Source organism: Spirosoma pomorum (assembly GCF_054776615.1).
This window is the reverse complement of sequence record NZ_BAAHBP010000002.1, coordinates 121738-143935: the sequence shown is the minus strand read 5'-3', so window position 1 is coordinate 143935 and position 22198 is coordinate 121738. Positions and strand designations below refer to the sequence as shown.

17 protein-coding genes are annotated in these 22198 nt (G+C 51.5%); 6 read left to right on the top strand and 11 right to left on the bottom strand.

Annotated features, from left to right (window positions below):
- Positions 1–8 precede the first annotated feature (8 nt).
- Positions 9–1340, top strand: coding sequence for a hypothetical protein (locus ACYVAD_RS06385; protein WP_461138648.1), 1332 nt, complete (start codon positions 9–11; stop codon positions 1338–1340).
- Between the two features lie 79 nt (positions 1341–1419).
- On the opposite strand, the gene ACYVAD_RS06380 is transcribed toward ACYVAD_RS06385, so the two are convergent.
- The 8 genes from ACYVAD_RS06380 to ACYVAD_RS06345 form a co-directional block, all read right to left on the bottom strand.
- Positions 1420–3756: a mechanosensitive ion channel family protein gene (locus ACYVAD_RS06380; protein ID WP_461138647.1), complete on the bottom strand. Its 2337-nt coding sequence runs from the start codon at positions 3754–3756 to the stop codon at positions 1420–1422.
- Between the two features lie 542 nt (positions 3757–4298).
- Positions 4299–6809 carry a phosphocholine-specific phospholipase C gene (locus tag ACYVAD_RS06375; protein WP_461138646.1) on the bottom strand — a complete coding sequence of 837 codons (2511 nt, stop codon included), beginning with the start codon at positions 6807–6809 and terminating at the stop codon, positions 4299–4301.
- A gap of 91 nt (positions 6810–6900) precedes the next feature.
- Positions 6901–10134 (bottom strand): TonB-dependent receptor, encoded by a 3234-nt coding sequence (locus tag ACYVAD_RS06370; protein WP_461138645.1) that lies wholly within the window; start codon positions 10132–10134, stop codon positions 6901–6903.
- Positions 10135–10283: 149 nt separating this feature from the next.
- Positions 10284–10889 (bottom strand): Crp/Fnr family transcriptional regulator, encoded by a 606-nt coding sequence (locus ACYVAD_RS06365; RefSeq protein ID WP_461138644.1) that lies wholly within the window; start codon positions 10887–10889, stop codon positions 10284–10286.
- A gap of 99 nt (positions 10890–10988) precedes the next feature.
- The gene (locus ACYVAD_RS06360; protein WP_461138643.1) at positions 10989–12356 is read right to left on the bottom strand and encodes a sensor histidine kinase; all 1368 of its coding nucleotides are present in this window, start codon (positions 12354–12356) and stop codon (positions 10989–10991) included.
- Positions 12357–12459: 103 nt separating this feature from the next.
- The gene (locus tag ACYVAD_RS06355; RefSeq protein WP_461138642.1) at positions 12460–13146 is read right to left on the bottom strand and encodes a response regulator transcription factor; all 687 of its coding nucleotides are present in this window, start codon (positions 13144–13146) and stop codon (positions 12460–12462) included.
- Positions 13147–13190: 44 nt separating this feature from the next.
- Positions 13191–13607: a hypothetical protein gene (locus ACYVAD_RS06350; RefSeq protein WP_461138641.1), complete on the bottom strand. Its 417-nt coding sequence runs from the start codon at positions 13605–13607 to the stop codon at positions 13191–13193.
- A gap of 42 nt (positions 13608–13649) precedes the next feature.
- Entirely contained in the window at positions 13650–15311 is a 1662-nt protein-coding gene (locus tag ACYVAD_RS06345; RefSeq protein WP_461138640.1) for an ArnT family glycosyltransferase, read from the bottom strand.
- Between the two features lie 141 nt (positions 15312–15452).
- Here ACYVAD_RS06345 and pgi point away from each other — a divergent pair, with 141 nt between their 5' ends.
- The 5 genes from pgi (at position 15453) to ACYVAD_RS06320 (ending at position 20760) form a co-directional block, all read left to right on the top strand.
- The gene (pgi, locus tag ACYVAD_RS06340; protein ID WP_461138639.1) at positions 15453–17111 is read left to right on the top strand and encodes a glucose-6-phosphate isomerase; all 1659 of its coding nucleotides are present in this window, start codon (positions 15453–15455) and stop codon (positions 17109–17111) included.
- A gap of 108 nt (positions 17112–17219) precedes the next feature.
- Entirely contained in the window at positions 17220–18050 is an 831-nt protein-coding gene (locus ACYVAD_RS06335; protein WP_461138638.1) for an outer membrane beta-barrel protein, read from the top strand.
- Between the two features lie 127 nt (positions 18051–18177).
- Positions 18178–19023 (top strand): outer membrane beta-barrel protein, encoded by an 846-nt coding sequence (locus ACYVAD_RS06330; RefSeq protein WP_461138637.1) that lies wholly within the window; start codon positions 18178–18180, stop codon positions 19021–19023.
- Between the two features lie 162 nt (positions 19024–19185).
- Positions 19186–20079: a hypothetical protein gene (locus ACYVAD_RS06325; RefSeq protein ID WP_461138636.1), complete on the top strand. Its 894-nt coding sequence runs from the start codon at positions 19186–19188 to the stop codon at positions 20077–20079.
- Positions 20080–20193: 114 nt separating this feature from the next.
- A complete protein-coding gene (locus tag ACYVAD_RS06320; protein ID WP_461138635.1) occupies positions 20194–20760 on the top strand; it encodes a precorrin-2 dehydrogenase/sirohydrochlorin ferrochelatase family protein in 567 nt (188 codons plus the stop codon).
- A 7-nt stretch (positions 20761–20767) separates the two neighbouring features.
- Here the strand turns inward: ACYVAD_RS06320 and ACYVAD_RS06315 are convergent, their stop codons facing one another.
- The 3 genes from ACYVAD_RS06315 to ACYVAD_RS06305 all read right to left on the bottom strand — a co-directional run bounded on the left by ACYVAD_RS06315 (position 20768) and on the right by ACYVAD_RS06305 (position 22195).
- Entirely contained in the window at positions 20768–21100 is a 333-nt protein-coding gene (locus ACYVAD_RS06315; protein ID WP_461138634.1) for an MGMT family protein, read from the bottom strand.
- Entirely contained in the window at positions 21100–21675 is a 576-nt protein-coding gene (locus ACYVAD_RS06310) for a DUF3109 family protein (RefSeq protein ID WP_461138633.1), read from the bottom strand. The genes ACYVAD_RS06315 and ACYVAD_RS06310 overlap by 1 nt, the downstream gene beginning before the upstream one ends.
- A 139-nt stretch (positions 21676–21814) precedes the next feature.
- Positions 21815–22195 (bottom strand): SxtJ family membrane protein, encoded by a 381-nt coding sequence (locus ACYVAD_RS06305; RefSeq protein WP_461138632.1) that lies wholly within the window; start codon positions 22193–22195, stop codon positions 21815–21817.
- Between the last annotated feature and the right edge of the window lie 3 nt (positions 22196–22198).

Here is a 22198-nt window from a genome sequence, read left to right as displayed (position 1 = left end):
CTGCTTATATGAAAAAGCAAGTAGTAAACCTGGCCCTGTTGGGAGGGCTGTTTATGTCCATTGCACTTACGGGTTGTCAAGATAATAACACCAATACCGATCCGGACCCTGTAGCGTCTGAAGACCGTTGGATTACCGTAGCGGGCGCTTTGATGGGAACAACGCCGGGCGACGGCAACGGGGGAACCATGGTGTACTCGGTCAGTAAAGAAGACGCCAAAAATCCGAATACGTCCATCAGTGTGTACGACAACGGGTTTGCGGTTAAGTCGAACCGAACCGCCCGTCTGCAATCATCCGAAGACGGGAACACGCTATTCAACATTGCCTACACCGGCGATAACGGCGGTGAGTTCTCCCGGTATAAAGTCAACGGTGCCGGTTCGTTCGCGCAGGAAGACGTAACGGTTAATATTTCTCAGTACGCCAGTACGTCTCCGCGTTGGGTGAAACTGTTCGATGGCGACAAAACGGGTATCGCGGTTAACGTCGCTAACATTGCGGCTAATAACGTGTCTACCGGGTCAACGCCGAACGCGGCTTTCGCTTACTACCGGGGAACGGCTACCGTACTATCGCTGGACTTACAGAACGTATTAATTTCTGGCTATAAGCAGTACCAGATTCCGCTGACGGCAGCCGAAGAACTACAGGGACATGCGATTTTCCGGCTGGACGCGCCCGTATTGAATAAGACGAAGGACAAACTGATCATTGGCACCTGGATGCAGAAACGGAACCCGGCTACTGGTCTGACCGAGAGTAACTTCACCCGCCTGGGGAGCAAATCGGTTGTGGTAGACTATCCTTCGCTGGAAAACCCCAAAGTTATTACGTCGACGGTTGGTTTCGGGGATAACAGCGGTTATCGTAGCCATAACTCATTTCTGGCCGATGATGGTAACATCTACCAGGCAACGCAGCGGGACTCGAAAGGATCGCACATTCTGAAAATTGGTCAGAACAATGACTATGACAACTCGTATGTGTTCAGTCTGGACGCAGCACTGGGTGTGAAAAACGTCTACGTGGATTGCTGGAAATACGCAGGTAACGGCATTGCCTACGCGCTCTATACGCAGGATGGATCGACCCAGGGGTATGTTGCGCGCCTGGATCTGAACGCGAAAACGGCCACGCGCGTAGAGCTGCCTTACGAAGCTGGTCTGGACTTCGGTCAGTATCAGGGCATCCTGGTAAGTGGTGACGACGTGTATATCGCGTTTACCCCCGTCGGCAAAGATGGGAACATTTACGTCATCAACCGGCAGACTGGTGCCGCGACGAAAGGGGCCAAACTAGTTAACAAAGCCGGTAACCACTACATCGGTATTTTCTAATACGTTTGGTACATCTAACCAAAACGGGTCGCCCACTACGTAGTGGGCGACCCGTTTGCTTTATACTGAGATTGGCCGGTCAAAGGAGCTTGATGTCCGCTTCCTTGAACCGACTCACCAGTCGTTGCAAGAGCTCACTCTTCAGGCTGGCCTCGCTGGAAATACTCTTGATCCAGATGATTACTTTTAACTCGATCGAGTCGCCACTAATAGTAGAAACAATAATGTCCGGCGCTTGCATTGATTCGCCGAGTTGGCTGGCTTCTTCCTGAATAATCGTCCGCAGGTCATCCACGTTGGTGTCGTTGGATACTTTCAACGTAAAATCCGTCTTCAGGTATGTACCCCTCGACGACCAGTTAACCAGCCGGTTCGACAGTAGATCGCCATTGGGAATGATCACTTCGGAACCCTGACCGGTGAGCATCTTGCTGGAGCGAATCCCAATGTCCAGAATCCGGCCTTTTTTGTCAGCCAGTTCGATATAGTCGCCAATGCGGAAAGGCCGCTCAAAAATCAGAATGATTCCTGATACGAAATTGGAGACGATGGTTTGCATCCCCAGCCCGATACCGACACTAAGTGCCCCTAGCACGACGGTGAATTTGTCGATTGAGATCCCCGAAGCCACCACGGCCAGGAGTACCCCACCAACGATAATAACCAGACGGATCAAGGCTAATATTGAACTGACCTGATCAAACTGGCCGTCGGCGGGAGCAAGTTGACTTTCGCCGAAGAACAAGCCAATATTCCGCTGGAGTAGGCTCGCCAGATAGATGATGATGGAGAACGATAAGATGTTCATCAGGCTGAACGTAATGCTACCGAACGTGCGCGGTTTGCTGAGGATGTCACCGACAAACCTAAAGACATCATTGTCGATACCCAGGTTGATGAAAAATACCAGCAGCCATAGACCAATCGCCAGAAGAATCAGGGCTTTTTTGACGAAACGGCGCGTGTGATTCACGTTCACCCGGGAAAAGAGCCCTTTGGAACAGGCACTGATGCGAATCTGTAAGTCAAGTGCTTCCAGGATGATTTCGATAAAAACCGCCAAGCCAGTTATCTGAACCAGGGCTACCACGGCGGTGATGCTGAATGTCTTCGCCAGACTGATCCGGCCAATCACGTTTAAGAGAATTGCCAGACCGTGCAGCGCAAAATAAAGCTTGGTTACCGGGCGGATGATACGTATGCTGACAGAGTTGAAATGCAGATGTCGGGCGTAGACGTAGCCGATGTACAAAAAGGCGATGTTGAGCAGAATCAGCCAGAACCGCAGCAAAAGTGATTCACTGAGTAAACTATTGGTCAGGATCAACAGAATATATAAAGCCCCATTCACCAGCCACAGGCGTAAATCGAACTTCGATAGTCGTTTCCACAGGTGAACCGTCAGAACCAATAATAAAAGAAACTGAGTCAGCTCAATATAAAATGACGGCGAACTGGGTTCGAATAACGGGATTAGATTAAGCAGGACAATAAGGGAGGAAATGATCGGGATTGCCTGCAGATTATCGAGCCGAAGCGTATCGATTTCGTGGCTGATCGATAGCTCGTTTGCCTTGCGGAAATTAGCGAAGACCCAGGCAAAAAAACCGGTTGCCAGCAGATAAAGCAGAAATCGGTTGTCCCAGGTTGACGCCAGGAAGTAACTCAGGATTTTCTGCTGACCCAGATATGTTGATCGGACGATGGCCTGCTCATTATCGGTATTGATTGACAGGGGAGCATTCCACAAATACGGCGCTTCCTGATGAAGAACATTGACCGCTGATTGCTGTAACTGCTCGTTCAGGGTCGTTTGCAGCTCGTTGACCAGTAATGACGTACCTGATACGTTTGCCAGGAGTTGACTAACGGTATCGAGCTGAGCCGAGGTGCGTGTACCCGCTTCCTGTAGCTGCAGTTTCAGGTTAACCAACTGATCGCGGTATAGATTCTTCTGGGTCGTATCATTACCCGCCACCACCAGCAGCGAATCACTGCTGAGCTTCAGTAACTGATCGAGCTGGCTCTGTAAGTCATTGTTTGATTTGGAAAGTGCTGTTCGCCAGGTCGTTAGCTTAACCTGCGCATCGTCCAGGATGAGCCTATAATTCGCCAGGCTCTTGGCGTCGATATTATCTTTGTGCAACCGAACCTCGTTCTGGACGGGCGTTACGTTAGTTTTTACGTCGGCCAGTCCGGCCTGGATACGCGCTACTCCGTAACCTCTCCGACCAGCGGCTTTTACTTCAGTAATGATAGACTGAGCTTTCTGAATCTTAAACAGCAGCGTATCTGGAATACTCTGTCTGGCTTCGGGTGACAGTACGTTCAAGGAATCCTGAGCGTACAGCGAGGGGCTAGCCGCCAGGCACAGTAAAAAGACAAAGTAATTAATGACAAAACGTTGATTGAGCATAGGCCTACAGACAAATGGTAGTACGTATGTAAACGAACAAAGTCGGCTCAATGGTTAAAATAAATCGTAGGACGGAGTAGCTTGTCTCGCGTACTTTCCCTGATTAGTAGCTCCTAGTTGTCGCCCTTACGTAAACGGCAAACCGTCCCCAATCTCTCTCCCAAGACGAGGGGAAGTTTACCAAACTTACGAGGCTGTAGGACAACCTTCGGGCTTAAAATGTCCAGTTTCGTCTTCTTGGCTCATCTTTTGAAAAGAGTTCGATTTGACCGCCGGCACCGGCCGCCCGGCCTAACCTCTCCGCTACGGTGGCCGCCGTAACAGGCGGGGCGGATCGTGTCAGATGTGAACAATAGAAAAATAAGCCCGATCCACATCCCCGTGAAATCTATAATGGGCCAGAGAAATGGTGTACAATTCAACCAGTATGTCTGAATTAGCTTGTTACCAGGCAGTTTTACGATGTAGTAGATTCCCTAAAAACAGACCCCGCTGATATCCAAACTGGACATCAGCGGGGTCTGTTTTTACTAGAATTAAGTTTACGCAGCTCCACCCATTAGCGGATCCGTTTTGGACGGTGTTCCGGTTTCCACGTGCCCAGCGAACCGTTCTTCAAAACCGTCGTGGCCGTTCGCCCGAATGCTCAGATCGTACCAGTTGTGCTGCTTGCTGAGGTCAACCGGAACGCTGGTTTTGGCACCGGCCGGTAGCCGTACTTGTTGTGGCTTCCCGCCGTAGCTATTGTCAACCAGGGTTAGCGTGTGCGCCTTCGTATCGCGGTTGTGGAACGTCAATTGCAAATTGCCTGTCAACTTATTCCGGCGCAGGCGCTGGGTCTCATAACCACATTCAATCTGAACTAATGGATTGTTGGCGTTGCCTATAAACTCCCGGTAGAAACCGTTGGGTCCGTAAACGCGCAGGTGGTATTGATCCGCGTCGAAATCACCAATTGCCCATTCATCTTGTAAGGCATCTCCAGCCGCTACCGAGTAATCCCAGGCCCGCATCATTTCGTCTTGGTAAGGTCGTACGGCGTAGACGCGGAACGGTGCCCCTGACGCCTGTGGCCCAAACACTACGTTGCCGGCTTTAAATGTCAAACCCAATCGTTGCTTGTCTTGACCGACCAGTCGGTTGGCGTAAAATTCGTAGGGCAATGCGCAGGCATCACGAATGCCCTTCTCCTGTTGAGGGAATTGGATCGCCTGAACAGGCTGACTGTTGATCTGCGTTATCTCAGCCGGAGTCAATTTTTGATAGTTCGGCGTGGTTTTGAACTGCGCTTGGTGAATACCTTCCAGAAACGGGCCACGCTCAATAAACTGGGGCTGGGTGATGGACTCGCCGTTGTAGGGGCGAAAAACTGACGTTAGATCCCCGCATACGGTCCGGCGCCAGTTAGTGATGTTTTCTTCCCGAATAGCTTTGCCGGTTTTCTTTTCCAGGAAATGCTCTAGAAACTGCAGCGACGACGTGTGATCGAATACCTCGGAATTAACGTAACCACCCCGCGTCCAGGGCGACGCAATGATCATCGGCACGCGGTAGCCTAACCCGATAGGGCCTTCGCGCAGACTGGATTCTCGCGTTGACGGGTTGGTTTGTTGCTCCTTGGTCACAAAATCGAGCCGGGGATCGATGCCTTTCGACACTTTGCCCGTATGTTCTTTGTACGGATTCGGTACCACGTAAGGGGGCATATGATCGAAGAAACCGTCGTTTTCGTCGTAGGTAATAACGAAGATAGTTTTCTTCCAGACCTCGGGGTTTTGCAGCAGAATCTCCATGGCTTCGCTGACGAACCAAGGGCCAAACCAGGGCTGACCAGGGTGATCGGAGAAATAAGCGGGCGGCATCAGCCACGACACGGTGGGCAACGTTCCGTTCTGGACGTCCTGCCGAAACTGATGAAATACGTCCCCCCTGGGCACATTCAGGGTCCGTTCGGTATCACCGTCGGCGTAAGCCATCGCCGTCAGCTCGTGGAAATACGGGTCCTGACCATTGGTTACGAACGCGCGCTCGTGCAGTTTTTTCGCGTCATCTGACAACTTCGCGTAGCTGTCAGCGGTATAGCGTTGCTTGGCCGTTTCGATGTTGGTCAACAGCTTACGGGCAGCCGCCAGTTTCATCGCCGATTTTTCGTCGGTAGGCTGCTTTTCCAGATCGGCGATCAGTTGGCGTACCGATTCGTTTTTCGCTTGCAGATTAGCAATACCTCCTTCGTGGAGCCGGACATTATACTGCTGATAGTACTCCAGTACGTTGGTCCCGAAGTTGCTGAGCCACGAACTTTCCTCGCCTTTCAGGCCGTACCCCATCGTGATTTCATTCTGGTACACTTTCCAGGGAATACCAGCCGCCTGTAGCCGTTCGGGGTAGGTCGTCCAGTTCAGGGTCGGGTACTCGTAGTTACTGACGTTCCAAAGATGGGCAACGGCTTCGGGTTCGTTTTTCTCGCGTACCGTCCCCGTCATCCAGTAGTGGCGGTTGGGGTGAGTACCCGTAATGCTCGAGCAGAAATTATGGTCACAAACGGTAAAAGCGTCGGCTAGGGAGTAATAAAATGGGAAATCCGACCGGTCGCAGTAGCCCATCGTCAACGGCATATGGGCAAAGGCTTTATTGTACGCTTTTTTGGTGTCGAGCCACTTATCGTACTTGCCGTTGTTCATGGCGTCGGTCTGATCGGTCCAGCCGTGGGGCAACGATCCCATCCAGGCCACTTTTGTGTCTTTTACGTTGAGGTGAAACGGGCCGTACGTATCGCCCAGCGCGTTGGTTTGCAGCCAGACGCTGTTTTTGTTGGGTAGTTGAATGGCGCGTGGGTCATTAAAGCCACGTACCCCCTGCAACATGCCCAACTGATGATCGAACGAACGGTTTTCCTGCATTAAGAAAACAATGTGTTCGGCATCGTAGAAGGTACTACCCACCTCGGGAGCAATCGACAGGGCCTTTTGAATGACGGGGGGCAGTTTATTATCAAGCAGACCGCTGCTCGACAGCAAAGCTGCTTTTTTGAGAAAATCGCGACGGTTGTCCATTACGTAGGTTAATTAAAGAGGTTGGTTGATAGCATTTCTGTCACCCCGGCGGCCCGGTCCTGACGTCGGGATGACAGAATAGGATCTGTTTCTAGAACGAATAGCGGGCGCCCAACTGTACGGAATACGGTGTTCCTTGCTTCTGGGTCGTACCGACGTTTTCGTTGACGCGGTAGCTGTACTGACGCGTCGATGGATTAAAGCCGTTTGGAATCAGTAAATTCTGGTTACCCAGGTTGAAATTGCCGCCCCAGTTGCGTCTTGACGTCGCTTCGGCTCCTCGGGTTGTAACGCCGTCGAGCGCCTGACCCAGCAGGTTGGCGAAGTTAAACACGTCCACGCTGAGCGCCAGACTTTGGTTCTTGAACGTACGGATCGACTTGGCCAGCCGGACGTCGAAGGTGCCGTAGAAGCCGTTTTCGCCCCCGTTACGGTCAAAGATTTTGCCGATGCTGTTCCGAATGGCCGGGGCCGCCAGATTATCCGGGTTGTCAAGGACACGCTGCATCGACGCCCGAACGCTCTGCGCCACTTCCGAATTGTTGGGGTCGAATACGAATGCCAGGTCGTTATCGGTACCGGGACCACCCACAAAGTCACCGTTGATGTCACCGTCCACGGTTAGCGAGTAGCGCGTACCACCCATGCCCGTAAAGCGTACGCTCAGTACGAAGCCCGCTACGGATGGAGACGATCCGTAAGCCACCAGCTTGTGCCGGAACTGATTGTCGGAGTAGTTAATCTCGCTCAGGCTGCGCGGGTCGCTCTTAATGGGGCGGAAGGTCGAGGTGTTGGCGACGTTTCCGTTATACGACGTATTGTCACGGGAGTCATTCCAGGTGTAGCTGAACGCCAGCGATCCGTTGCGGGGCAACCGAACTTCGCCATCGAGGACGAAGGTCAGGGAGTGCAGTTTGGCCCCGTTGGTTAGCATCAGTGTGCGGCCTACGGCCTGCGTCTTACGACCCAGTACGTTGTTGGTTTGTCCGCTGTTGGTAGCAATTGAGTTGGCTGGTACGAACACCCCCCGATTGGCTTCATTCGGAATTGTGAAATACGGCTGATCGACCAGGTTCTTGTCCAGATACACGTAGTTGTTCACCGTGTTGGCGTACAACAGGTTGGCTCCCAGCCGGAAGTTGTCGCTGAAGAAGTGGCTATACGATATATTGGCCTTGTAGATCGTCGGAATCTGGAAGTTCGGATCGTTCAGGTTGATCGTCGATACGTAGCTGGCCCCTGTTGGGATACCCGGCGCGGTGCTGGGATCGTTGCGATACGAGACAAAATCCGGACGCGGTACCAGGTTAGGCTGGCTGCTGTTGGATGGGCGCGTTACGTCGATCGAAGCCAGTTTGGTACCTGTGTTCTGAATGTTGTTGACCTGGGCGTAGTTGATGACGTAAGCCGAGAACATACCGCCACCAATCCGGATGATATCACGGTTTTTGTTGTTGGGGTTCCACGTCAGCTGAAAGCGGGGTTGAAAGTTATTCCAGTCGGTCGGGTTCGCGTCAGTGCGCAGGCCTAGTTCGCGTTCTACTACTGGGTTGTAAGCTCCTTTGGTCAGGTAGCTCGTCATATCCCAGCGCAGTCCGGCCGACAGGTCCATGTCGAAGCGGGGCTTGAATTGCACCTGACCAAACAGCGACGTGTTCAGTACGTACTGCTGTACCGATGGAATACCGTTAGTGGGTACTTCGCGGGCGTAACGCGATGGGTTCAGGTTGTTGAAATCGCGTAGGTTGTTAAAGATAAATCGGCCGTTCTGCTCGTTGGAGATGTATGTATCGAGGTACGTCAGCAGGTTATCAGTACCGAAGGTGAAATTGTAGCGCCCTTTCGTCCAGTAGAGTGTGTTAGCCAGTTGGATCTGGTTTTCAAGATTGCGCTCCGGCGTAAACCGCTGGCCGCCCAACTGTACCGATGTGCTACCATTGCGTCCGTTCGGTAGTACGGAATTAACCGTTACGATAGCACGAGGAATGTTGGCTGACGGTAGCAGACTGTTGGCTTCGTAATTTCGCGTCGCGTGCTGATACTGTACCTTCAATTCGTTGACCAGCGTAGGGTTGATCACCGACCGAAGCGAAAGGAGCGTGCTGTTTTCCAGTGACTTGAAGCTGCCGTACACTTCGAACAGATTGATACTCGAATTGTCATTATTGCTGTTCGGGTTATTCCAGTTGCTGAAGTTGTTGCGTAGCGTCAGCGTATTTTTGGCGTTGATTTGCCAGTCGAGTCGCGTAAACAGGGTGTTCGCTTCGGTCTTCCGGTTGAACTCACCCACCTGTTGCGAGTTACTCAATCCGTATTTCTGCCGACCGATGGTGATAACGCTGTCAAGCACGGCCTTGCTGATGCCCAGCGCGTTAGCGTCGGCGTCGGAGCGGATGTCAGCAATGTAAAATGGGGCCGATTCATTCTGCCGGTCGAGGGCGACGAAATAATGCAGTTTGTCTTTGATGATCGGGCCACCCAGCGAAAACCCGTACTGAAACCGGCTAAAATCAACCGTACGGACATTTCCCCGCATATCGCGCGGACTCGATAGCCCATTGGCGTTGTAATACGTAAAAGCCGTGCCCGTTACGGCGTTAGTACCCGCTTTAGTAACGACGCTTACCGTACCGCCACCCTGACGGCCTTTCGTTACGTCGTACTCGTTGGTCGTGATTTCGAATTCGCGGATGGCTTCGAGCGAAAGCGAAAATGGACCGCTACCCAGTGCTCCGCTCGTGAGGTTGTTCCGTGCACTCGCTCCGTCAATAAGAAAGTTCGTCGACGACGGCAGTTGGCCGCCGATACTCGTACCGTTGCTTAGGGGCGACAGCGCCAGCAGGTTGGTAAAGCTCCGGTTGAACACAGGTAGTTTGGCAATATTATCGGCGGTGATAGCCGTGGTTGCGCCCAGCCGGTCAACTCGGTTTTTTAGAGTCGTACCCGTTACGACGATTTCCTGTAACTGCTGATCGGCGTCGGTCAACTTGGCGTTGACCGTGATCTGGTCACCCTGGTTGATTTGATAGCCACTGCGGCTTTGCGTTGCGAAGCCCACAAACGAAAACGTAACGGTGTACGGGCCGCCCAGCGGTAGCTGCTGGATGGTAAAGCGCCCGTCGGTACTGGTTTGCGTACCGGTCTTAAAGCCGGTCGATTCGTTGCGGACTTGCACGGTTACGCCTGGTAAGGCACCGCCGTCTTTATCGCTGACAAGCCCCGTAATCGTCGCGTCGGTGGCTTGCCCCCAGGCCGTCAAGGTGCATATACCAAGAAAAAGCAGGCAACTGATAAAGCGGTAATAAGAACGTAAAATGTACTGCATTTAACTAAGTTTGATGTAATGAAAAGGCGAAACTGGTCAGTCGCACCGACTCACTGCTGTTAAAAATTAACAGACCGCTCAAGCTTAATAAAAGCTTAACTCATTACCCTCAACCGTTAAGCAACTGTGATCAGTGTATTATAAGTTAGTCATAGTTTCATAATATAATCGGATACGGATTCCGACGGGATGCGAATCTTTCGGGAGACTGTCTGGCGGGTGGCGCCGACTAAATCGCCGATGTCCTGGTACGACAACTGGTCGAACGGTAGCTGCATCTGGTTGTTTGCGTCAGCGACGAGTGTGCCGTATTGCTTGCGTAGTTGCCGAATGCGTTCGTCGACGGCTAGCCCATTCCGATGCAGCAATCTGACTTCGGTGCGGTGCCATCGACGGATAACTGTCTCGCTAAACCAATCGGCCAGTGATGGCTTGTGCGAAACGGCGTACCGAAAAGCCCGGCGATCAATGGAGAACACAGACGTACTGGTTGCTGCCTGGGCGTACTCAAAAAAATTGCTCTCATCCAGATAGTCCAGGTCGCCAAAGAGCTCGCCGGGCTGCAACAAGTCGTAGAGAACGCGTTGGCCCCAGTCGCCCAGACTACCAACTTTAACCAGCCCCTTTTCGATTAAGTGCACATATGTGTCCACATCAGCGGGTTGGTATATAAAATCGCCAGGCTTTATAGTCAATCGAGACCAAGCGTGTGGGTACTCATCCCGCAATTGCTGGATGACGCCAGAAAGTGTCATGCGCGTAAGAACAGAGGTAACGCGTTAAAAATACGGCCAGGAAATTCGTCAGCCATTACGAAAACGTTACCAAATCGTTAACTCGGGTAGGGGCATGAGTCAGGCGTGCTGCAACGTGATGGTAAAAGTACTGCCCTCGTTGAGCCGACTGTCGACGGTGAGCGTACCCTGATGGAGGCTAATGATACGCGCTGAAATAGATAAACCTATTCCAAAGCCGTAGCGATCCATCGCGTTAGGGGCTCGGTAAAAGGGCTCGAAAATGCGCAGCCGATCATCGTCGGAAATGCCAATTCCTCGGTCTTTCACGACCACCCGGCAGACGGTTTCGTCCGTTGCAATACGTACCTGTGCCGTCAGATTGTCCGAGTATTTGCAGGCGTTGTCGAATAAGTTGATCAATACCTGTTTTAACAGTTCTTCATTGCCCGTTACGACGGTTTCGGTATCCGAATCCGGAATGTTATCGTAATCAATTTCGATCTCGTAGCTCGGTTTGGCGGTCAGCAGTTCATCCTTGGCCACAAAAACAAGGTCGTCGATCCGTACCGGCTTAAACGGTACCTGGTTGATGGATTCCAGTGTGCGGGCAAGGAAGAGCAGGTTGTTGGTCAGGCTGATGAGCCGATCCGTATCCGAGAGCAGGTTGACCAGCACTTCTTCGTGTTCGGGCACCGTCAGTGGTCGACGTAGGCCCAATTGAATCTCGGATTTCAGCGCGGCCAGGGGCGTGCGGAGTTCGTGCGATGCGTGCGAAACGAAGCTACGTTGCTGTTCGAAGGCGAGTTGCAGGCGTTGTAAGACGTGATTGAAATTGATGGCTAGTTTGGCAATTTCGTCCTGCCGGTTGCCTTCGTCCAGCCTTTTTTGCAGGTTCTGATCGGTAATAGTTGTAATGTCCTGATTAAGCTGACTGATGGGACGTAACGACTGTCCCGCAAAGAAAATCCCCAGGCCAATCGTGAGACTAATGCCTCCCAGAAGTCCCCAACCCAGCGTGATACGCAGGTTGTTGAGCTTACTTTTGCCGAACGCGTCATTCGCAGAAGCTAAAACGACCAGGTCGGCTCCGCGTTGCTGATACAGTAGGCCAACCAGCTCATTATTACCGCTGAACGTTTCGACCTCTTTCAGTCGTCTGACTTCCATCAATAATGATGGGTCATAATGAATAACCTGATCGTCGACGCTGCTGTAAATGAGCTTGTTGTGACTGTTGAAAACCAGGACTTTTTCGTCAAGCAGGGCCGTCAACGTATTCCGGTCGATGATCTTGAGCAACTCCCGGTCGACTTCTTTCACCTCAACCAGGAACCGTACCGTAGTCCGGGCTTTACTTTTTAATCGCTCATAAAATTCCTCCCGGCGGTACGTTGACGAAACAAAATAGATCATCAACGAAAACACCACCAGAATGGAAGCGACAATGATCGAAAATTGAAGCGCGATACGGTTGCGGATGGTCATAGAGAGAGGAGGAAGGGGAGGAGAGGCAGGATGGAGGAAGGGGAAAGAAACAACTGAGGTGATAACTCCTCCTTGTTCCTTCTCCCTCTCCTCCCTTTCTTCCTTACTCCTCCTTCAATACATACCCCATTCCGGGGCGGGTATGAATGAGTTTGGGGTTAAAGTCGCGGTCAATCTTCTTGCGGAGATAATTGATGTATACCTCCACCACGTTAGTGCCAGGGTCGAAATTCAGGCCCCATACGCTCTCGGCGAGGTCGGCTTTGGACACAACCCGACCCCGTCGGCGAATGAGGTATTCAAGCAGGGCGAATTCCTTGGCGGTCAGGTCGATCGTTGACTGATCGCGTCTAACTTCCTTCGTCGAAAAGTTTACGGTCAGGTTGGCCACCTGCCCAATGTCATCCGGGGCTAAATCCTGCTGGGTGTTTGTTCGTCGGAAGCAGGTAGCCACCCGCGCGATCAACTCCCGAAAATCAAACGGTTTGACCAGATAGTCATCCGCTCCCAGCCCCAGTCCTTCGACTTTATCCTCAATTTCGCCCAGCGCGGTCAGCATGATGATCGGAACCTGAGGACGCTCGGCCCGTACGCTTCGGCAAACTTCAAACCCACTGAGACCCGGCAGATTTATATCCAGAATGACAAGGTCAATGTCGGGTTGTAGCGCCCGCTGCCGACCATTTATGCCTTCGTACACCACGTCGGTCGCGTACCCCTCCTCGCGAAGACCACGGCTGATATTCTGAGCGATGCGACGGTCATCTTCAACAATTAAAATCGTTCTCATAACGATGGGGGACGGGGACAAGTAATCTGGTGTCGACAGGCGGCTTATTGGGCAGTTACCCGTACGACATAGGTCCGGATTATCTTGCCGTTACCTACCTCATCGGACCGCTTTTCTGAAAATGTAACGTTTGCTGTGCCTGCCGTAATACCTTTCAACTGAAAAACGGTGGGGCCCGACGGCTGTCGTTGTAACGTATCAACCGCGGGGGCCAGCTCCCGACGCGATACATCAACAACTTCCTGGTTATCGGATGTGCCGATCAACTGCATGGAGGAATCGCCCCGCCGGGGAACGGTAATTTCTTTAATGTCACCAACGGAGAGCTGGACCTGTTTCGGTGTTCCACCAGATTTTGTGGACGTACAGGCGTTGGCGCTTAGGAACAAAACAAACAGACCCAGGCCGAAAGCAATGCGAAACGGCCCGGCGGGGCGGAAGAAAGTGTAAAGAGTGCTCATACAGGCATAACTGCTAGCACGAATCAACGGTTTACACGTAGGCTACCGAGCCGACCGACGGTAAAAGATAAACCCGTTTTCTTCGCCCGTCTTCCGGGTGTTGGGTAACGTATCAAGGTTTGCTGGCTCAGTGTTCTTTTTTATGAACAGAACGTCCTTGTCAATAGGGCCACGTTGCAGCCAGTTATCGTCATAATAGTTGGGGTTGGTAACGGGCGGCTTGCGGGTGTAGAAAAAGGGACCGTAACTACGATAACCGTACGTTTTTACGTAGACATCCTGTCCCTGTGCCCGCTCGAAAAACCGCATGGCTGCTCCCTGCGAGATGGCTTCGATCCGTCCGATGAAAAACCAGAGCGTAAGCGTAATGAAAACGGCCATACCGCCAAATAGCACGACGGTTGCCCGTTCGGTATCGTAGTTGCGGAATAGATAAATGCTGAATAGCAACACCAGAAGCAGCCAGATCCCCGGAAGTACTTCCCAGCCGGTCCAGTTGACCTTGGCATTCAGGTTCGCCTGGGCAAAAGGATCTTGACCAACGAATGATCTGACGACGTCCATATGCTGCGCCAGGATGGGCAGGCCGATGGTGGCCACAACGAACAAACCACCAATGATCACCAAACCCGCAATAAGCCAACTATTAAACGTAATACGTCGGTATTCCAGTTGCAGAATTGTTAGCGTCGCGAGGTAGGTGATGGGGAAGTAACACAGGGAAGAGTAGTGCACAATTTTGGATTGCACAATGCTGAATAGAATCACGACCACCCAGAACAGGATCAGCATCCAGCGCTGGAATTCACGCTGGTAATTTCGTTCGATGAACAGCGAGCCAAAGGCCCGCAGCGCAAAAATAGATGCGGGAAAACAGCCCACCAGCAGAACAACGAAATGATAGCCGGGGAAGCCACCATGACCCGCGTCGGGCGTGCTGAACAGCCGAATGCTGTACGTAACGAATTCCCGAATAAAGGTGGGGCCGTGCAGATACGTCTCTAACCCTCCCCAGGTCAGGGGAACAATGGCAGCCGCCAGCGAAAATCCCAGAAACTGCAAGGGTGAGATAAACCAGCGAAAGTGGTTAAGCAGCCAGTATACCAGCAGGACGAGGCAAACGACCAGAAAGGCGACGGGGCCTTTAGTGAGGATACCCAAGCCCAGCATAAGGCCCCCGATGAGCAGATAAGCCCAGGTAGGTTTGGTGATCAGCAGGTTACTACTCATCCGCTCCCGTTTCCACGATGCAAAGATGACATTGACCAGTCCGACGAAGATAAACAGGTTGAAAAAAGGGTCAATAATGCCGGAGCGAAAATACAGGTGAGGGGTTACCGAACCCAGATAAGCCAGTGCCCAGACTAAACCAAAGCGGTGCCCGTGTAGTTTTTCTCCCAGATGGTACAGATACCCCAGCGTAATAATTCCGCAGAGCGCGTTGGGCAGCCGGGCCGAAAACTCGCTGACCCCAAACAAATTCATCATCATCGCCTGGCACCAGAAAAAGAAAGGCGGCTTTTCGTAAAAAGGCTTGAAATCGATGTGAACGCGCAGGTAATCGCGCAGAACGATCATTTCCCGCGAGCATTCGGCAAAGTTGATCTCATCCCAGTCGAACAAACGAACTCCACCCAGAAACGGAATAAAGAAAATGGCGCCTACAACGGCGAGAAGTACTGTATAAAAAAGTTTTTGATTCATCGGCCGCGGTAATAACGCAAAATTGACGCTTTCTTAGGGAAGCGTAATAAGGCCGTAAAATTAGAGGAAAAAAACATTGGGATGGATTGGCGATATTCGCGCCCAGACTCAACACGATCGATAACTAACCAATAACCACGCATGCTTGCTAACCACCGATTTACCGACTTACCAGCGTATTCCCAGCTGAAAGCCCACTACGACACCATCAGCGATCGCCACCTGCGCGATCTTTTTGCCGAGGATTCCAATCGTTTTCCCAGCTTTACCCGCCAGTTCGAGGAGATTCTGCTGGACTTCTCGAAAAATAGAATCACCGACGAAACACTGTCTTTGCTAGTACAGCTGGCCGAACAGGCTGGCCTGAAGGACGCCATCAGCAAGATGTTCTCGGGTGATAAGATTAATCGGACCGAAGATCGGGCCGTGCTGCACGTGGCGTTACGTAATCGGTCGAACACGCCCATTCTGGTGGATGGCGAAGACGTAATGCCCGAAGTAAACGCGGTACTGGATCGCATGAAAAGCTTTACGGAGCGCATCCGGTCGGGTGAGTGGAAAGGCTACACCGGCGAAGCGATTACAGACGTAGTGAACATTGGTATCGGTGGTTCTGATCTGGGTCCGGTGATGGTAACCGAAGCACTGAAACCCTACGCCGACGATAAAAAACTGCGGGTACATTTCGTATCGAACGTGGATGGTGTTCACATCTACGAAACCTTACAGAAAGTTAATCCCGAAACGACGCTGTTCCTGATCGCGTCAAAGACGTTTACAACCCAGGAAACCATGACCAACGCTCAGTCGGCGCGGCAGTGGTTCCTGGAAACCGCCAAAGACGAAGCGGCCATCGCCAAGCATTTTGCTGCCTTATCGACCAACAAAAAAGACGTTGAGAAATTTGGGATCGACGCCGACAATATGTTTGGTTTCTGGGACTGGGTTGGCGGGCGGTATTCGCTCTGGTCGGCCATTGGTCTATCAATTGCGTTGTATATCGGTTTCGACAAGTTCGAGGAGTTACTGGCAGGCGGACACGCCATGGATCAGCACTTCCGCGATACACCTATCGAGCAGAGTCTGCCGGTGGTGCTGGCGTTGGTGGGGATCTGGTATAATAATTTCTTCAACGCACAGACCGAAGCCATTCTGCCCTACGATCAGTACATGCACCGCTTTGCGGCTTATTTCCAGCAGGGCGATATGGAAAGTAACGGTAAATCGGTCGATCGTGACGGTAACCCGGTCGATTACCAGACGGGACCGATCATCTGGGGCGAACCCGGTACAAACGGGCAGCATGCCTTCTATCAACTCATCCACCAGGGTACGAAGCTCATTCCCTGCGATTTTCTGGCTCCGGCTATCAGCCAGCGGCCTCTTGGGGAGCACCATAAGATTCTGATGGCCAACTACTTCGCCCAGACTGAAGCGTTGATGAACGGTAAAACAGAAGAAGAAGCCGCTGAAGAACTGCGTAAATCGGGTAAAAGCGAAGAAGAAATTCAGGCGCTGGCACCATTCAAAATGTTCTCCGGTAACCGGCCAACCAACTCGATTCTGTTCAAAAAGCTAACACCTCGTACGCTGGGTAGCCTGATTGCCCTGTACGAACATAAAATCTTTACACAGGGCGTGATCTGGGATATTTTCAGCTTCGACCAATGGGGGGTTGAACTGGGTAAGCAACTCGCCAGCCGGATTCTTCCCGAGTTGCAGGATGACGCTAAGGTAACAACGCACGACAGCTCAACCAACGGGTTGATGAACGCCTTCAAAGCCATGCGAGCTGAATAGAAATAATGCAAATGATGAAGTTTAAAACGGGAGCCTTTGTCAGCGCTCCCGTTTTAAAAAGATAGTTCGATGGTTGGACCATCGTATGTTATTTTGAAAGTTGATTGTATGAAATTGAATGTATATCTGATTGTATTAGGGCTGGGTTGTTCGGGCTTGGCCAACGCGCAAACGCTGGATGCGACAGCGACACTAGCTAATCCGGCTTACGCGTCGTTGTCGCCTGGACAACGGCCCTCTGAGTCATTGTCGTATCCGAACCAAACGACGCTGCCGGGGGAACAAAAAGCCCGCACTAAATCGTCCGAACTGACTGCTACGCAGACGAAATACAATTGGAACAACTACGGGACGGCACCGGTAACGCGGGCGAAGGATATGAAGTACGAAAACTTCATTTTCGGGATTTATCTGGGTTTTAACTCAACACGGTTTGCTGGTGACGAGCGTAACGTTGGCGGTGATTTATCGAGCCGGATCGGGTACCAGGCTGGATTCTTCGCCCGGACGGGTGGGCGGTTATATGGTCAGCTGGGAGCCGAATATTTTACGTCCAGTTCAAACTATTACATAAGCAATTATGAGCCGACGAAAACACCCATTCAGGATCGGTTAACTATTCAATATCTTCAGGTTCCGGTTTACATCGGCTACAAGCTGGTCGAGTCTGATCGGGGAGTTTCGGCCGTCCGGTTGCAGGCGGGTGTGGAGTATGCCAACCGGGTTAATGCTAACAGCGGCAGGTTCCTGTTGTCTAACGCTGAAATTAAAAGTAGTACGGTCAACGGAGTTGGCCAGCTTGGTTTCGACCTAGGGCCGTTGCTTATTGACCTGACATATCATTACGGATTTGGCAGCGCAATAGGAACGGAAAAATCGGCTGGTTTTGCCGGATCTCAGCGTCGGGTGTTGAGTGCTAGCATCGGCGTTAAACTATAGAGCGATGTAGGCGGGTTGAAAGAAAATTAGAATAATCAAAAACAATCCTTTCTGAGGGGCAGTTATGAGGGTGTAATTTCGATTACACCTTTTTTTTGTACAACTCAACGCTATACTAACAACAGCAATGAAAACTCAAATTACTTTCCTGGCAGCGTGTCTGCTGGGCGCGGGATTGGCTAACGCTCAGACGACCAACACCTACTCGACAACAAGCACTACGTACACGAACTCGCCGGTAACCACCGACAGTTCGACCATGAACAACACGAACGTAGCGCCGACTAACACGGTCGACAACAACAGTTCTACCATGAGCACCAATAGTACCAACATGAACAACACAGGTACTACTGGTTACACAACGACGACGACAAGAACTGAGTACAGTTCGACCGACAACCAAATGAATAACCAGTCGGGCCGCGATCGTAAAGACGATGACAAGCCTTGGGGCAAAGAAGGTAAGTTTGGTGTTTACGTCGGTGTGAACGCATCGCGTTTCGTCAACGAGCCAATTCCAAACGACGCATACCGTGTCGGCTGGCAGGCAGGTCTGTATGGTCGGTCGGGTGGTACGGTGTTCGGCCAGATTGGTCTGGAATACCGGAACTCATCGTCGAACCTGACGCGTCGGGGTAATGGAGCCACAGCGTCTCAACTGGCTAGCTCTATCGACCAGCATTTCATCGCAATTCCGGCCTATGTAGGTCTGCGTGTTGGTAGTGCGCTGGGTCTGCGGATACAGGTGGGCGCTGAACTGGCATCGCTGGTAGCTATCGGCAACAATGATTTTGGATTGGGCCGTGATGATCTTAACCGCACGATCCTGAATGGTCTGGCGGGTGTAGGTATCAACTTAGGACCGTTGACCTTGGATGCTAACTATAACCTGGGTCTGCAGAACGTGTTTGACAACGGTGCTGATACAAAGCGCCAGCTTGCTGCGCTGAACCTGGGTTTCCGTTTCTAAGAAAAGAAAAACGTCAAAATTCTAGGTCAAAAAAGAAAGCCCCTTCCCACGAAGGGGCTTTCTTTTGTCCAATTTTTCTGATCTGACAGGCCGATTAAAACAATCGGTTGTTTTGAGAAGTTGTAAGCATGAGTACAAGATCATTTTACAACTCAACATGCTATGAAAAGTCTATTTAAAACAGCGTTGCTGCTGACAGGCGTATGTAGTACGAGCCTTGTATTGGCACAGCAAAATTCTTACGATGATCGGTATCGGACCGATCGCAACCCGCGGCAGGATGAACGGCGTAACGATCGGTATCGTGATGAGCGGTTGGAAGAACGCCGGGACTACCGGGAACGGGATGAAGAGTATCGGCGGTACAACAACCGGTATGAAGACCGGATGGGCAACGACCGCAACTACGGACGCCGGTTCGATGAGCGTGACCTAAGTCAGGCGTACGACGAAGGATTTGACGACGGCCGCAACAGCATTGAAGCTGAGAAGCGGAAAGAACGTCGGGAAAACTACAAGAACTTTACTTTTGGTGTTTACGCCGGTGCTAACTCGACTCGTTTCGAGGGTGAAGATGTCTCTGGTAACAAACTATCGGGTCGGCTGGGGTATCAGTTAGGTTTCTTCGTGCGGGGTGGTGGCCGTGTATATGGTCAGATCGGTGCTGAATACCTGACATCTAGTTCGGATTTCTATCAGGCTGGCGACGGTCAGGCCGGTAGTGTTGGTGATCTGATCGGTAATGTTGATCAAAAATACATTCATGTGCCAGCCCTGATTGGGGTAAAATTAGCTGAATCAGAACGTGGCGTTTCAGCTGTACGACTGGCTGTCGGTGCTGAGTACGCTGCACCACTGGGCGTCAACAATAACGCTTTCAACTTTGAGTCACGTGACTTCCGGGCGGCTACAGTTAATGGCTTGGCTAACTTAGGCTTTGATGCAGGTCCGCTGATGCTGGATTTCCGGTATCATTACGGTTTTGCTGACGTAATCAACGATACCAACAATACGAAACGTCGGATTGTGAGTGTTAACGTCGGATTCAAATTCTAGGAAAAAGGCAAAAGTTTTTGTCTCTTTTATAGAGTTCATAGTCAAAATCAGAAAGGGCTGCGCTACGCAGCCCTTTCTGATTTTTATCCTACTTTCGTTTGTACCTTCGCTTTCATGAATACACTGTTTCCTATCTTCCTAAAAGCTGAACAACTGCATACACTCATCGTGGGTGGGGGATATGTTGGCTTGGAGAAAGTAACGGCCCTGCTGGCGAGCTCACCGCTGGCGACCGTTACGCTCGTGGCACCCGACATTCGTGATGAAATTCATGAGTTGGCCGAACGGACGCCAAATTTGACTCTGGTGCAGGAAGTATACCAGCCAGATTACCTGAATGATAAAGATCTCGTCATTGTCGGAACAAATGACAAAGCGGTCAACCAGCGGGTACAGCAGGATTGTAAAGCTCGTCGCATTCTGGTGAACGTAGCGGATACACCCGCGCTCTGCGATTTTTACCTGAGTTCGGTGGTGAAGAAAGGCGATTTGAAAATTGCGATTTCCACGAACGGCAAGTCGCCTACGTTTGCCAAACGATTCCGGGAAGTACTCGAAGATATTTTGCCCGATAGCTTACAGGAAACGCTGGACAACCTGACGGCCATCCGTAACCAGCTCAAAGGCGACTTCGTGCAAAAAATGGAGAAACTGAACGAGATTACAAAAGTGCTGAAGTAGTCTCTTGTTAGAGCGACAACGCTTCCGACGGGTCCCAGAATACAGTCTGAAAATCAGTGACCCGGTCGTTCTCAACTCGAACCCCTTCTGCTTCCAGCAGTTGTTGCATTCGATCCGGATCACCGAAGAAATGCTTTCCCGACAGGACGCCGATGCTATTGATGACCCGGTGGGCCGGTACGTCGTGCCCGTGCGATGCGTTCATCGCCCAGCCAACCATACGGGCACCCGCTCGTAGGCTCAGGTAGCGAGCAATTGCCCCGTATGTCGTTACGCGTCCGGTAGGGATCAACCGGACGACCTCGTATACTTCCTCGAAATAATTGCGGGGTTCGCCCATTATTCGGCGCTGTCTTTTTCTTCGATAGCTTTTGTCAGCCGCGCGTACCACTCCTCACCGTAAGCGCGGATAAGCGCTTCCCGGACGAACTTGTAAATTGGTACGTTCAACTGCTCGCCAAAACCGCAGGCGGGGCTGCAAATAGGCCAGCGATCATAATTCAGGGCATGAAATGATTCGTACTTGGTGATACGAATAGGATAGAGATGACAGGAAATCGGTTTTTTCCAGTCGACTTTTCCATTGTTGTACGCTTCTTCGATACCGCATTTCAGAATGCCCCGATCATCCCAGGTGGCGTAAACACACTCACGTCCGCCAACTGTAGTGGTGACGTATCCACCCATGTCGTCCGACTCATAGCCACCCCGCTCCTCAATCACGCGAATACCCTCCGGGGAGAGATAGGGTTTGACGTCTTCGTAGATACGATCCAGAATAGCCGGCTCGTCCCCTTCCAGCGGTGCGCCCATATCGCCTTCAACGCAGCAGGCTCCTTTACACTTATCGAGGTTACAGACGAAAAATTTCTCAGCGATATCGTCGCTGATGCAGGTATTGTCGAGCAGAATCATACAGTAAAGATACGCAGATCGGGGTAAAAGATGGCGCGATTGGCAGTGCCGAACGAAGAAAGGAAATTTAGCTGGTGGTAAAACAAAGCAGGGTGACTGACAACGTCAATCACCCTGATCAAACTAATACTAGACAGGCTTACCAGATATTATCCATATCCTTGGCCGTGTAGGTATGATTCCGCTCGGCATAAATTGATGCATCCGAGCGTCCCGAGCGTAGTACCAGAAGATTCCGGTTAACTAACCGGTAGATGAACGCGATGGGAAAAAGGAAAACAAAAAATACCAATGACAACAGGATACGTGAGTTCACGTAACCTAGTCCCTCCGCCAACTTGAACCAGCCAAAGCTCAGCCAGCTAGCCAGGGCAGGGATGAGCAGGGTAAGGGCACCAACGCCCAGCGCAACATATAACAGCCAGTCCCGACGGTCAAAAACCAGATAAAGGACCAGAAAGCCTGTTGCAATGGCCATGTTGGCCTTGTACATGTCGAGTTCTGAAATTCGCTTCTGCATGTG